At 66.6% G+C, this 12,260-nt stretch carries 12 protein-coding genes; 4 read left to right on the top strand and 8 right to left on the bottom strand.

The genetic code is table 11. The features are described from left to right. Positions 1 to 9: 9 nt before the first annotated feature. Positions 10 to 1,107, bottom strand: coding sequence for a histidinol-phosphate transaminase (gene hisC, locus ABIB45_RS11650; protein ID WP_354216014.1), 1,098 nt, complete (start codon positions 1,105 to 1,107; stop codon positions 10 to 12). Positions 1,108 to 1,200: 93 nt separating this feature from the next. Between hisC and ABIB45_RS11645 the strand changes: the two genes are divergently transcribed. Beyond that, positions 1,201 to 1,704, top strand: a complete 504-nt coding sequence (locus ABIB45_RS11645) for an Lrp/AsnC family transcriptional regulator (protein ID WP_354216013.1) — start codon at positions 1,201 to 1,203, stop codon at positions 1,702 to 1,704. A gap of 120 nt (positions 1,705 to 1,824) precedes the next feature. Then, positions 1,825 to 3,483 (top strand): thiamine pyrophosphate-binding protein, encoded by a 1,659-nt coding sequence (locus ABIB45_RS11640; protein WP_354216012.1) that lies wholly within the window; start codon positions 1,825 to 1,827, stop codon positions 3,481 to 3,483. On the opposite strand, the gene ABIB45_RS11635 is transcribed toward ABIB45_RS11640, so the two are convergent. Next, the gene (locus tag ABIB45_RS11635; RefSeq protein WP_354216011.1) at positions 3,480 to 3,914 is read right to left on the bottom strand and encodes an endonuclease/exonuclease/phosphatase family protein; all 435 of its coding nucleotides are present in this window, start codon (positions 3,912 to 3,914) and stop codon (positions 3,480 to 3,482) included. The genes ABIB45_RS11640 and ABIB45_RS11635 overlap by 4 nt on opposite strands. 303 nt (positions 3,915 to 4,217) lie before the next feature. Between ABIB45_RS11635 and ABIB45_RS11630 the strand changes: the two genes are divergently transcribed. Continuing rightward, positions 4,218 to 4,685, top strand: a complete 468-nt coding sequence (locus tag ABIB45_RS11630) for a hypothetical protein (RefSeq protein WP_354216010.1) — start codon at positions 4,218 to 4,220, stop codon at positions 4,683 to 4,685. A 211-nt stretch (positions 4,686 to 4,896) separates the two neighbouring features. Continuing rightward, on the top strand, positions 4,897 to 6,261 hold the full coding sequence (locus ABIB45_RS11625; RefSeq protein ID WP_502914531.1) for an integrase core domain-containing protein: 1,365 nt from the start codon (positions 4,897 to 4,899) through the stop codon (positions 6,259 to 6,261). Positions 6,262 to 6,355: 94 nt separating this feature from the next. Here ABIB45_RS11625 and ABIB45_RS11620 read toward each other — a convergent pair whose 3' ends face one another. From ABIB45_RS11620 to ABIB45_RS11595, 6 genes are all read right to left on the bottom strand, one after another. Further along, positions 6,356 to 6,895, bottom strand: coding sequence for an IS630 family transposase (locus ABIB45_RS11620; RefSeq protein ID WP_354216009.1), 540 nt, complete (start codon positions 6,893 to 6,895; stop codon positions 6,356 to 6,358). 41 nt (positions 6,896 to 6,936) lie between these two features. Next, positions 6,937 to 7,248: a helix-turn-helix domain-containing protein gene (locus ABIB45_RS11615; protein ID WP_354216008.1), complete on the bottom strand. Its 312-nt coding sequence runs from the start codon at positions 7,246 to 7,248 to the stop codon at positions 6,937 to 6,939. A 191-nt stretch (positions 7,249 to 7,439) separates the two neighbouring features. Beyond that, positions 7,440 to 8,603: a methyltransferase gene (locus ABIB45_RS11610; RefSeq protein ID WP_354216007.1), complete on the bottom strand. Its 1,164-nt coding sequence runs from the start codon at positions 8,601 to 8,603 to the stop codon at positions 7,440 to 7,442. Between the two features lie 459 nt (positions 8,604 to 9,062). Continuing rightward, on the bottom strand, positions 9,063 to 10,190 hold the full coding sequence (locus ABIB45_RS11605) for an adenosine deaminase family protein (RefSeq protein ID WP_354216006.1): 1,128 nt from the start codon (positions 10,188 to 10,190) through the stop codon (positions 9,063 to 9,065). After that, positions 10,187 to 11,176 (bottom strand): nucleoside hydrolase, encoded by a 990-nt coding sequence (locus ABIB45_RS11600; RefSeq protein WP_354216005.1) that lies wholly within the window; start codon positions 11,174 to 11,176, stop codon positions 10,187 to 10,189. Before ABIB45_RS11600 ends, ABIB45_RS11605 begins: the two co-directional genes overlap by 4 nt. Then, positions 11,173 to 12,246, bottom strand: a complete 1,074-nt coding sequence (locus ABIB45_RS11595; RefSeq protein ID WP_354216004.1) for an ABC transporter substrate-binding protein — start codon at positions 12,244 to 12,246, stop codon at positions 11,173 to 11,175. Before ABIB45_RS11595 ends, ABIB45_RS11600 begins: the two co-directional genes overlap by 4 nt. Between the last annotated feature and the right edge of the window lie 14 nt (positions 12,247 to 12,260).

Below are 12,260 nucleotides of genomic sequence, written 5' to 3'. Positions count from 1 at the left end.
AGGAAGTTCCTAGGCGGCGTGGGCTTCGAGGAGCCGGAGCACGCGGTCGTTGGAGGCGGAATCGGCGACGGTGATCCGCACGCCGTCGCCCTGGTACGCCCGGACCAGGATGCCTGCGCGGTCGAACGCGTCCACCAGCCTCGCCAGGAGGCTCTCATCCGCACGGATCCACAGGAAGTTGCCTTGGCTTGGCTGCAGTTTCCAGCCCTGGGCTTCCAGCTGCGTGGCCATCCGGGCGCGCTCCTGCCTGACGGCGGCCACCCGCGCTTCCATCTCCTCCCCCGCATCCAGCGATGCGATGGCCGCCTTCTGGGCCAGCGCGCTCACGGCGAAGGGAAGCGCGGTCCGGCGCAGTCCCTCCGCGATGGCCGGCACCGCCACGGCGTATCCCACGCGCAGGCCGGCGAGCCCGTAGGCCTTGGAGTAGGTACGCAGGATGCAGACGTTCGGGTACTGGCGGTAGAGCGTCAGGGAATCGGGGCCGCTGCCCGCTTCGGCGTATTCCACATAGGCCTCGTCGATCACCACCAGGATGTCCGGGCGGACGGAGCGCAGGAACGCCTCGATGCGGTCGTGGCTGATCGGCACGCCTGTCGGATTGTTGGGGGTGCAGAGCAGGATCACCCTGGTGCGTTCGGTGACGGCCGCGGCCATGGCGTCGAGGTCATGCCCCTCGGCGTCGTCCAGCGGGATGCGGACCGGCCGGGCGCCTGCCAGCTCCACCAGGATGGGGTAGGCCTCGAAGGAGCGCCAGGCGAAGACCACCTCATCCCCGGCGTCGCACAGTCCGGTGATGATCTGCTGGAGGACGCCCACGCTGCCGGGCCCCACCGCGACCTCCCCGGCGGTGACGCCCAGGTGCCGGGCGAGCCGTTCGCGGAGTTCGACGGCGGCCGAGTCAGGGTAGCGGTTCATGGTGCTGGCCGCTTCTGCCACCGCAGCGGCGGCAGCTGGCAGTGGACTGTAGTGGCTTTCGTTGCTGGCGAGGGCTGCGATGTCAGCCCCGGCGCCGCGGCGGCCCGGGACGTAGGACGGAAGTCCGGCCACGGCGCCACGAAGGGTGGGAAGCGCGGTGTCCGGTGCGATGAGGAGCTGATCACTGGTCATGAGGAACGATCATGGTTGTGACCCGGCCCACAATGCAAGATACCCTCAACCCATTGGGACTTCTGCTCAACTTCTAGTAACGCTGGTGAAAATATGACCATTCCGAACCCGCGCACCCTGGACTCCCTCGACGGCAGGATCATCCTGGCCCTCGACAAGGATCCGGAAGCCAGCGCCCTGGCACTCTCCCGCACGCTCGGCGTCGCACGCAACACGGTCCACGCCCGGTTGGCACGGCTGGAGCACAGCGGCGCCCTCCGCTCCTTCAGCCGGAGGCTGGACCCCGCCGCGCTTGGCTATGGCCTCATGGCCTTCCTCTCACTGTCCATCAGCCAGACCCGGACAGGTGCGGTGGAAGACGGGCTCGCCGCGATCCCGGAGGTCATCGAGGTGCACGCCACCACCGGAGACGCGGACCTGATGGCCAAGGTGGTGGCACGCAGCACGGCCGATCTCTACCGCATTACCAACCAGATCCTGGAAATCGAGGGGATCCAACGGACCAGCACGGCCATTTCCGTGCTGGAACTCATGCCGCCCCGCTACGACGGCCTCCTGGCGCGGCTCTCCGAGCAGGAATCCCGCCCTTCCAACTAACTACGAGTGATGCACACCACAAGTGCGCAAATTTTCACTTCTACGGGCAGTCCCCTGCCAAATATCCCAACCAAACTCGGCTCTCTTGCCTATCCGTGAACTACGCCACAAGCTTCCTGCATGACCACTCTTACCGTCTCCGGCCGCGTGGCGCAGGTTCTCAGCAGCTACCTCAGCGATGTCTTCGGCGTCATGGGCAACGGCAACGTCTACTTCCTGGACGCCGCGGAGAAGCAGGGCCTCCGCTTCTCCCCCGTCCGGCACGAAGGCGCCGCCATCGCCGCGGCCGACGCCTACTACCGGACGTCCGGACGGCTCGCCGCGGGCACCACCACCTACGGCCCCGGCTACACCAACGCGCTCACCGCCCTCGCCGAGTCGGTCCAGGCGCAGATCCCCGTGGTGCTGGTCACCGGGGACGCACCGAGCACCGGCGCCCGGCCCCAGGACGTGGACCAGGCCGCCATCGCCGCGGGACTGGGCGCGGCCACCTTCACCGTCACCCGCGACGCCCCGGGCTCCATCACCCGGCAGGCGGTGGAGTACGCACTCACCAGGCGCACCGCCGTCGTGCTTGCCATTCCCTACGACCTCGCGGCACTCGAGGCGGCGGACGAAGAACTTCCGGCGGCATCGGCACCAATGGTGACGGACGACGTCGACGGCGGACTTGGGCAGGTAGCGCGCCTGCTCGCCGGGGCCAAGCGGCCGCTGATCCTGGCCGGCCGGGGCGCGCACCTCGCCGGCGCCGGCCCGGAGCTCCGCGAGCTCGCCGACCGCCTCGGCGCACTGACCGCCGGAACCGCCCTGGCGCTCAACCTCCTCAAAGGCGAGGGGTACTTGGGCGTCGCGGGCGGTTTCGGCACCGACACCGCGGCCGGGCTCATGGGTGAGGCCGATGTGGTCCTCGTGGCCGGGGCGAGCCTGAGCCCGTTCACCATGCGGTTCGGGCACCTGCTCGGCCCGGACAGCACCGTCATCCAGATCGACACCGCCCTGCAGCCGACGCACCCCCGGGTGGACCTGTTCGTCAGCGCGGACGCGAAGGCTGCTGCGGGACGTCTCCTGGGGCTGCTCGATGGTGAGGCTGCGGCGGAAGCCTGGCGCGGGGAAGCCCGCAGGCGTCTGGCTGACGGACCCGGGCACGACTCCGGTTCCGACGAAACTGTGGACGGCCGGCTGGATCCGCGGGCCCTGGCCACCGCCTTGGACGCCGTGCTGCCGGAGCGCCGCACAGTGGTCCAGGACGGCGGGCACTTCATCGGCTGGGCACCCATGTACTGGAACATCCCCAGGCCACAGGACCTAGTGATGGTGGGAACCGCCTTCCAGTCCATCGGGCTGGGCCTCGCCAGCGCCGTCGGGGCAGCCCGCGCCGTGGAGGACGGCCGCACCCTGGTGCTGGCCTCCGGCGACGGCGGCTTCCTGATGGGCCTGTCCGACCTCGAATCGCTCATTGGCACGGCCCGCAGCGCCGTTGTGGTGATCTACAACGATGCCGCCTACGGGGCCGAAATCCACCAGTACGGCTCCAAGGGTCTGACCGAAAAGCCCATGCTGATCCCCGAGGTGGACTTCAGCGGTGTTGCCCGCGCTTTGGGTGCTGAGTCCGCGATCATCCGTTCACTGGCGGATCTCACCGCGCTGCAGGACTGGATCGACGCCGGCGCCGCGGGAACCTTCGTGGCCGACTGCCGCATCACGTCCAGTGTCCGTGCGCCGTGGCTGAGCGAATGGATGAACGCCAAGCAGGCAGCGAAGGCGGCGGTGGCGGGCTAGTTGCGTACCTGCAGGTCCACCCACACCACACGGTGGTCGCTGCTCGGGAACGGATAGACCCCGGTCAGCCGTGAGAGGGGGTCCGCCTGGGGCGGCCAGAACACACCGGAGCCGAGTACTGGGGTCCTGCGTGAGGGCAACACGTAGTCAGTCCGGAGGTTTCCCGGCGCGGTGTCGGCGACGTCGGCCGTGTCGTTGCGAGGGTCACCTCTATGGGTGGCGTTGGCTCCGCCCTGCCGGGCCGCCGCCTCCACGCCGCCCTCGGAGGCCGGCAACGGGTCGACAATCTGCTTGGAATCCAGGAGCTGGTTGACCGCGGCTACCACGGAGTCGCCGTCGAACGGGTCCGCGTTCCGGTCACCGACGATGACGAACGGTTCGCTCGGCAGGAGTCCGTGACCGCCCCGCCCGACGCGACACGCGACGAGCACGCGCTCCAAACCGTCTCTGCGTCCCAGGGGTAATCTCCGTCGAACCTTTGCAACATCGCTTCGCCTACATCGGCACCGACCTGCAGGACATTTACGGAGTCCACGCCCACGCATCGGACCATGACCTGCAGCGCCGGTCCTTCGAACTCAAGGATCATGCGTAAGCGGGGGCTCGACGGGTCATCGACCGCGGAATGGGCACCACCGACTCTGGACACGGCCCCTCTCCGGGAGCATGCTATTGCTGTCCGCGTTAGTCACCGCACGGGACCCGAGATCGGTGAAGGAAGCTGGCATCAGATCATGAGCGCAACACCGGACGCTCGGCAGCGACTGTCCACCCGAATCGACGATAAACAACAAGCCCTCCGCGCCTACCTTGCCCGGGAACGACCCCGGCGGAACAGGCTCTCCAACATCAGCATCATCGGCAGCGGCCTGGCCGCCGTGCTCACCGCCGGTCCCGCAGTTGGCGGCACCGGGTTCAGCCACGCCGTGGCCGGCATCTTCGCGCTCAGCGAGGACTCTACCGTGTGGCGGGTGCTGTGCCTGCTCGCAGTAATTTCCTCGGTCGCCGCGGCCCTGGCCACCAACTTCGCCACCTCCCGCGGAGTCGCGGACAGGGTCAGCGCCGCGGAAACCTGCTGCGCCCAACTCGACGCTCTTGCTGTCTCATTGGACATCGGCCATATCGACCTCGACGAGGCGGTGAAGTTATACCAGCAGTACGCGGGTCGGGTATCCTTCGTGGACGGCACGGCAAGCCGCTGAACCAGTCGCCCGCAGGTAGCACGCCAAGGACTACGCGTATGCACGGGACGCGACGGGTCACTAATGTCATGTGTTAATGGTGTTATGTCGCAGGACATCGGTGACAGTTCTGCCTCAGGACATCGGTGACACTTCGGCGGGTCTTGGTGGTGACACTTTTCGAGGGGTAACACGGCTTTGACCTGCATGGCATGGGACGCCAATGTAGCGGGTGAATAAGAATGATCCCGTCAACGCCCGTATCCGCCTTGCGATTGCCCAGTGGCCCGATGATGCACCACGCGGGTCCGTCACCACGTTCTGCGACGAGCACGACATCACCCGCAAGACGTTCTATGCGATCCGGGCCAGGGCACGCGATGAAGGCCAGGCCGCAGCCCTGGAGCCACGCTCACGCCGCCCGAAAACCTCACCCACGAAACTCACCGAGGACCTCAAGCACGACGCGCTGAAGGTGCGGGCCGCTCTGGAATCCTCCGGGCTGGATCATGGGCCGATCAGCGTGCACGACAAGATGGTGTCCCTGAAGATGCAGGCCCCGTCCATAGCCTCGCTGGCACGAATCTTTCGGGAGAAGAACGTGGCCCGGCTCGAGCCGAAGAAGAAACCTCGGGCCGCGTACCGCAGGTTCGTCTATCCGGCCCCGAACGCGTGCTGGCAACTGGACGCCACCGAGTACGTGCTCACCGGTGGGCGCAAGTGCGTGATCTTCCAACTACAAGATGATCATTCACGCCTCGCACTCGCCACCCACGTAGCGTCCGGCGAAACCAGTGAGGCGGCCTTGGCGGTCGTGAAAAAGGGCATCGATGCTCATGGTGTGCCGCAAAGGTTGCTGACCGATAACGGCATGGCTTTGAACCCCTCGCGTCGCGGGTGGGAAGGCCAGTTGGTCACCTACGTGTCCTCGCTCGGCGTCGAGCCGATCACCGGCAAACCATACAAACCGACCACTCAGGGAAAGAACGAGCGGTTCCATCAGACATTGTTCCGATGGCTGGACAAGCAGCCCCTGGCCCAGACCCACGGAGAGCTCCAAGCCCAGGTCGACCGGTTTGACCTGATCTACAACACCGAGCGTCCGCACCAAGGATTGCCCGGGCGCATCACCCCAAAGCAGTCGTGGGACGCCACAGCAATTGCCGAAGCACCCAGGCCGAAACCTGTGCCGGTTCTTCCCGAACCTCGGGGCCCGGGGCCGACAGCTCAGCTTCCGGGCGCTACCGAACCCGTGGTGGCCGCCGGTACGGAAACAGCAGGGCGCACCACCACAGCGCTGTCGGCACCGACACCTCAGGAGACCGACCGGTCCCAGAAAATCAGCGGCAGCGTTGCCCACCCGGCAGTCACTTGTAGCCAGAAGCTACGGGTCTATCCCAACGGCGTCGTCAGTATGGGTAGGACCCTGTTCTCTTTGACCAAGCGGATGGGTGGGCGAATCGTCATCGCTGATTGGGACCTTGAAGGCATCCTGTTCGCCAGTACTGAAGGTGAGGTCATTGCGGAGTACTTCTGGCCGCCCGAAGGCACCGCTTACGTGGGGATCAGCAAGGCCCGCACCCGCTTCCGCAAATAAGGCATGCACGGGGAAGCGTCACCGATGTCCTGAGACATCGAGTGTCACCAATGTCCTGAGGCCGAACTGTCACCGATGTCCCGAGACATCACAGTCATGTGTTAATGGTTTGTTTTCGTTTGATCTTGCCGAGTAGGTAGTCGGCGGTTTTGATCCAGCGGAATGGTTTGGCGCGGTCGTTGTAGTTCGCGATGTACGTCTCGATGGTCTGCCCGAGGTCCTGGACCGAGTGGAAGGATCCGCGCCGGATGGCCTGGCGGGTAACCAGCCCGAAGAAGATCTCGACCATGGTCAGCCAGGAGCAGCTTGTTGGGGTGAAGTGCAGGCTCACCCGCGGGTTCGCGGCCAGCCAGTCCTTGACGTTTTGGTGCTTTTGCGTGGCGTAGTTATCACAGATGACGTGCAGTTCAACATCCGGATGGACGGCCGCAACCTGGCCCAGGAAGTCCACGAACTCGGAGTTGGTGTGCCGCTGGTAGAAGGCGTTGGCGCTGACCTTGCCGGTGTGCACATCCAGGGCCGCAAACAGGGTCGTGGTCCCGTTGCTCTTGTAATCGTGCGTCTGCTGGGATGCATGGCCCAAGAAGAGCGGCTGGTTCTCGTGGGTGCGGTCCGGGCCTGGATCTGGGTCCACTCATCAACGCCGACCACCACGGCGTTCTCGGGCCGTGACATTTAGAGGCCGACCACGTCGCGGAGCTTGGTCTCCAACTGCGGGTCGGTGGAGAACTTGAACGTCTCGATCCCGTGCGGCTGGATTTTCCATCTGCGCCAGATCCGGGCCACGGAGGAAAAAGAAATCCCGAACCGCTCAGCCATGATGCGCGCGGACCAACGCGAGATCCCCAGCTCTGCCCGCGGCTTCCCATCATTGACGAGGGTCTCGGCGATGAGCGCCAACTCATCGATCTCCGGCTCGCGGCCCGGACGCGGCGCATCACGCAGCCCCTCAACACCTTCGAGGAGATACCGCTTCCGCCACTTCACGTCTCCTTCGTTGCACCATGGCTTCGTGTCCGCTTCTCCGGCGGCGGCTCCGTGGATGCCGCATCCGGCCGGCTAGGGCGGGCACGCCGTCGAAACCCAGCAGCAGGACCCCGTTTCCATGCTCGCGCTGGTGACTGCCGCGACGACGGCCGCTGGCCAGGTGACCCGCCGGCGACGCCACATTGCCCGGACTATCGGGGAACAAGCCGCCACAGGGAGGTCACCTCGGCGGCGCGCGCCTCGGACAGAGGATCGTCGCGGTCCGAGGCCTTCGGATGCGTTGGCTTGGTGTCGAGCCTCTCCACCACCTTCAGCCCGGCCGCCTTGATGGCGGCCAGCAGATCCTCACGCGACCGCAGGCCAAGGTGCTCGGCCAGGTCGGAGAGGACAAGCCAGCCCTCACCGCCCGGCTCCAGGTGGTCGGGGAGTCCGTTCAGGAAGCGGAACAGCATCCTGCTCCCGGGGTCGTAGACGGCGCTGTCAAGGCTGGAATGCGGCGTGGCCGGAATCCAAGGCGGGTTGCACACGACGAGCGGCGCCCGTCCGGGCGGGAACATGTCGGTCAGGACGGCCTCAGCACGGTCCTGGACACCGAGGTTCCGGAAATTCTCACCGGCGCAGGCAATTGCACGCGGTTCATTGTCCGTCGCCACCACGCGGTGGACGCCACGGCGCGCGAGGACGGCAGCGAGCACCCCGGTGCCGGTTCCGACGTCGAACGCCAGCGTGTCAGAGGGCAGCGCAGCGGCGGCCACGAGATCCACATACTCACTCCGGGTGGGGAAGAACGTGCCATAGTGCGGGTGGATGCGGCCCTGCAGGGCATCGACGTAGACACCATTCCGCCGCCACTCGTGGGCGCCAATTGCCCCGACAAGCTCGTGCACGGACACAACGGAAGATTCGCCGATGTCACCGTACGCTTCCACGGCGGCCTCCCGGATATCCGGTGCGCGGCGCAGCGGCACCACCGGGCCCGGGTCAAGAGGAATCAGCAGCAGGCCGAGAACGCGTGCTCGATGCGAGCGGGACTGGCGATGCCGATAAAACCTATCGGCCGGAGTTCCTGCGATCTTCTTTCCGGCGCCGAGCCGCCGGTCCAGGGCGTTGAGGATCTGCCGTGCGTTGTGGAAGTCGCCGTGCCAGAGCATCGCGATCCCCTGTGACGCCATCCGGTTCGCCTCATCGGCCGTGAGCGAGTCGTCGACCACTTCGACGCGCGTCGGCGCCGGTCTGCCGTTCGCCGAACGCCATCGCGCGGTCATGCCCTCACCAGCCTCGGTCCAGGTCACGACGGCGGGCTCATCCACCGCAGCTGTGCGCGAGGGCTTGAGAGCCGGCGTCGGGATTCCCACGGGAGCTGGCGTATCGGTACTGATAGAGATCCATTCCAAGAGTCCGGGGGGCCGATAAGGGAGTGACGATTGCGGCCGCGATTCCACGACGTCCAAGGCTACGGCCCAAGATCCCAGACCGTCATCCGGCCGCAAACCGAGCTTGGCCGATGGCCGCTGGGGCCCTTGAACCTACATTCTCAGGATACAGGGGTGCCGTGGCTCCCAACCGCCGCCGCCCGACCCGGCAAAGACCTCGACCACCTGTACGGCGGCTGGCCAATGATCCTCTCCGGCCTCAAAACCTGGCGGCCTACCAGCCCGGTCCCCGCGAGTCAGTGTGGAAACGGCCCCGGCCTGTAGCGGAGCGTGACAAAGAGGATCACCAAGCGCAGGTTTAGCACGACATTGGCACGGAGCACCTCCTGACGGCTGCCATCTGAACAGCATGCTGGCATGCTGTTCAGGTGGCAGGGGTGGCTACCCCGGCAGCTGACTGCCTTCGAAGAGCTCCGCTTCCAGCGCGTCCAGTTCCGCCACGAAACGCTCAAGCAGCTTCGCCTTGGCGGCTTCGGGCAGCCAGCAGGCGTCGACGCCGTTGAGGGCGATCTCGCGCATCTTCGCCGCCGGGAAGCCCAGCTCGAAAGCCGCGATCCGGTACTCGGCCGCGAGCGTCGTCGGGAACATCCCGGGGTCGTCCGAGGCGATGACCATCTTCAGCCCGGCGTCGGCCATGGCCTTGATCGAGGCCCGGCGCCACGGGCGCCAGGAGCGGCGCGACGTTGTGAAGATGCCCGTGAAGGCCACCTGTTCGTCGCGGACCCGGGCCACGACGTCGTCGTCTTCCAGCACAAAGTAGCCGTGGTCAATCCGGTCGCAGCCCAGCACATCCAGGCAGGTGATGGTGTTCTTCGCCAGCGGAGCATGCTCCGAGGAGTGCGCCGTGCGCTTGAGCCCGTGGCGGCCGGCCAGCTGGTAGGCGGCTTCGAATCGCTCGGGCGGGCCGGAGGTCTCCAGGTTGTCCAGACCGATTCCCACGACGTCGGGGTGCGGGTTGTCGATCAGGTTCTGGACCAGCGCGAGGGCATGCTCACCGGACTGGCTGCGGTCGATGCCGGCGATAAGCAGGCCCGTCATGTCGAAGTCCTGTTCGGCCCGGCGGATGCCCTCCGCCATGGCCTGGACATAGCCGTGGTAGCCCAGGTGGGTAAGGCTGGGCGGCAGTTCGTCGAAGAACAGCTCCAGGTGGCGGGTGGCGCTGGCGTGAGCGTCCTCGAAGGCCTCGTAGACAATCCGCGTCACGTCATCGGCGGAACGCAGGCACTGCAGCGCCCACTCGGAGGCCTTGAACAGAGAGTAGGAGACCCCGGGCTCATCGTCCGAGGGTCCCTGCGGGACGGGAATGCGGGTGTTGACGTACAGTGCCGGGTCCGGCGGCCGGGAGTTGATGTTCGCGAAGATCTCCAGCGGATCCTCGGGAAGCTGCAGACCCTCCCGTGCGGCAAGTTCGGCAAAAGTGGAGGCCCGGACCGTCCCCGTCAGGTGGACGTGGATATCGGTCTTGGGCATGCGGTCCAGGTAGGCGCCATAGGCAGCGCTGTCGATCATGGTGTTGTTTCCCTTTCGGGGCGGGCAGGGCGGGGCCGGGCAGTGCCGGGCAGGCCGAGGCCCTTGAGCCGTTCGGTCAGCATGGTCAGGAAGTTGGCCGCCGCGACGTCGCGGCCGTAGCGGATGTTGGGTTCGCGGCCGGAGACTCCACGGACGTCGGCGACGACGGCCCCGCGGGTCAGGGCGCCGTGCAGTTCCACGGTGGCCGTGGCTGCTTGCCAGGTAATGAGGGACTGCTCAATCACGGCCGCGGCCGCCAGGGGATCGTGCATCACGGCGCCGTCCGGCCGGCCGCGGGCCACCATGGTGTTGCACATGTCCACGAGCATCGCGCCAATCTCCCCTGCCGGGGACGGCAGGCCGGCGAGCATGGTCGCCGTCGGGCGGTCCACTACCGCCTTGCGGGTCACGTCCAGCGGAACCAGGCGGATCCGCTGGCCGCGCTCAAGCACCAGGGCGGCGGCCTCGGGGTCGGCGTAGAAGTTAAATTCGGCGCTCAGCGTGACATTGCCCTGGCTGAACACGGCGCCGCCCATGATCACCAGCTGGCCGATCGCCGCAATGGTGTCCGGGAAGCGGTTGAACAAGTGCCCGACGTCGGTCAGCGGGCCGAGGGCAAGGAGGGTGACCTCGCCGGGGCGGTCCAGGATGAGGCCCGCCATGTGTGCCACGGCGTCGGGCTCAATGCTGCGGGTAGAGTCCGGCAACAGGACGCCGCCGAGGCCGCCCACTCCGTGGACGGGTTCGTCCGCGATCCGTTCGCCGCCCGCGAGCGGGGCGGCTGCCCCCGAATAAACGGGGAAGTCCGCAGCCACGCCCAGCAGGTCCAGCAGGGCCGCCGCGTTGGCGGTGGCCCTCTCCAAGGAGACGTTCCCCGCCGTCGCTGCGACCGCCAGCACCTTCAGCTCGGGTGAGCCGAACGCCACGGCCAGGGCCACGGCGTCGTCGATGCCGGGGTCGCAGCTGATGATGACGGGTAGGGTCATTTGGAGGTGACTTCGCGTGCGTAGCGCTCAACCCACGCGGAACGGTTCTCCACGATCGGGCCCATGTCCAGCGTGGCGAAGCCAGCGCCCACTGGGTCCTTGGCGGCCGGTCCGGAGACTTTCGTCAGGATGTCCGGAACCATGGCCTCCGGGTTCACCGGCTTGTCGCCCAGAACCTCGGCGGAAGCTGACTGTGCCTTGGCGGAGAGCATGTAGTCGATGAATTTCTCGGCGGCGCTCTGGTGCTTGGTGCCCTTGACGATCATGGCCCGGTTGGTGGTCATGTATTTGCCGGTGGCCGTCGGGGTCCAGGCCACGGGGGCGCCGGAGCTAACCAGGTTGCGGGCGAAGCCGTCCAGTGCCGGGGCGGCCACGATCTCCTTCTGCTGGATCAGGTTGGTGACCTCGGTGGAGGCGGTGTAAAACTTCAGCACCGACGGCGCCAGGGCACCCATGGTTTCGAGGCCCTTGTCGACGTCGAGCGGGCCCGAGCCGTAGGTGGCGGCGAAACCGGAGAGCGTCAGCTGGCCGGAGGTTGCCGCGAGGTCCGGGAGGGCGATCTTGTTGGCCCTGGCCGGATCGCTCAAGGTCTCCCACTTGGCGGCCGTGGCCGCGTCCATGACATCGGTGCGGTACATCATGCCGTTGAGCTGGAAGGTGTAGGCGGGACCGTCGATTTTGTCGTCGACGGCGAAGGGAGCCACCTTGGACATGTTCGGGATCTTGGCCGGATCGGCCTTCTCGAACAGGTCCTTGGCCTGGCCCGCTGCTGCGTAGTAGTCCGAGATCAGCATGACGTCGGTGCCGGAGTTCTTGTTCAGCTCCAGCTTGGACAGCCGGTCCGCATTGGAGCCGGTCTCCACCTCCACCTCAATGCCGGTGGCGGCGGTGAAGGGGTCGATCACTGACTTCTTGAAGTCGTCGACGCCAAACGCGAAGGTGCTCAGCACCAGGGTCTTGTTGTCGCCGCCGGCCTGGGTGTCGCCGCCGCAGGCGGTCAGGGCCACGGCCGAGATGAGGAGTACAGCTGCGCTGGCGGACCAGCGCGTGGAACGCTTGTTGTTGCTCATGATTGCCTTTTCGG

The organism is Arthrobacter sp. UYCo732 (assembly GCF_040547265.1).
Taxonomy (GTDB): domain Bacteria; phylum Actinomycetota; class Actinomycetes; order Actinomycetales; family Micrococcaceae; genus Arthrobacter.
The sequence above is the reverse complement of the archived record's forward strand: the minus strand, read 5'-3'. Positions and strand labels throughout refer to the sequence as shown.

Excerpts from the sequence above, each read along its gene's own strand:
- hisC (WP_354216014.1), bottom strand. The coding sequence starts at position 1,107 with ATGACCAGTGATCAGCTCCTCATCGCACCGGACACCGCGCTTCCCACC.
- ABIB45_RS11645 (WP_354216013.1), top strand. The coding sequence starts at position 1,201 with ATGACCATTCCGAACCCGCGCACCCTGGACTCCCTCGACGGCAGGATC.
- ABIB45_RS11640 (WP_354216012.1), top strand. The coding sequence starts at position 1,825 with ATGACCACTCTTACCGTCTCCGGCCGCGTGGCGCAGGTTCTCAGCAGC.
- ABIB45_RS11630 (WP_354216010.1), top strand. The coding sequence starts at position 4,218 with ATGAGCGCAACACCGGACGCTCGGCAGCGACTGTCCACCCGAATCGAC.
- ABIB45_RS11605 (WP_354216006.1), bottom strand. The coding sequence starts at position 10,190 with ATGATCGACAGCGCTGCCTATGGCGCCTACCTGGACCGCATGCCCAAG.
- ABIB45_RS11600 (WP_354216005.1), bottom strand. The coding sequence starts at position 11,176 with ATGACCCTACCCGTCATCATCAGCTGCGACCCCGGCATCGACGACGCC.
- ABIB45_RS11595 (WP_354216004.1), bottom strand. The coding sequence starts at position 12,246 with ATGAGCAACAACAAGCGTTCCACGCGCTGGTCCGCCAGCGCAGCTGTA.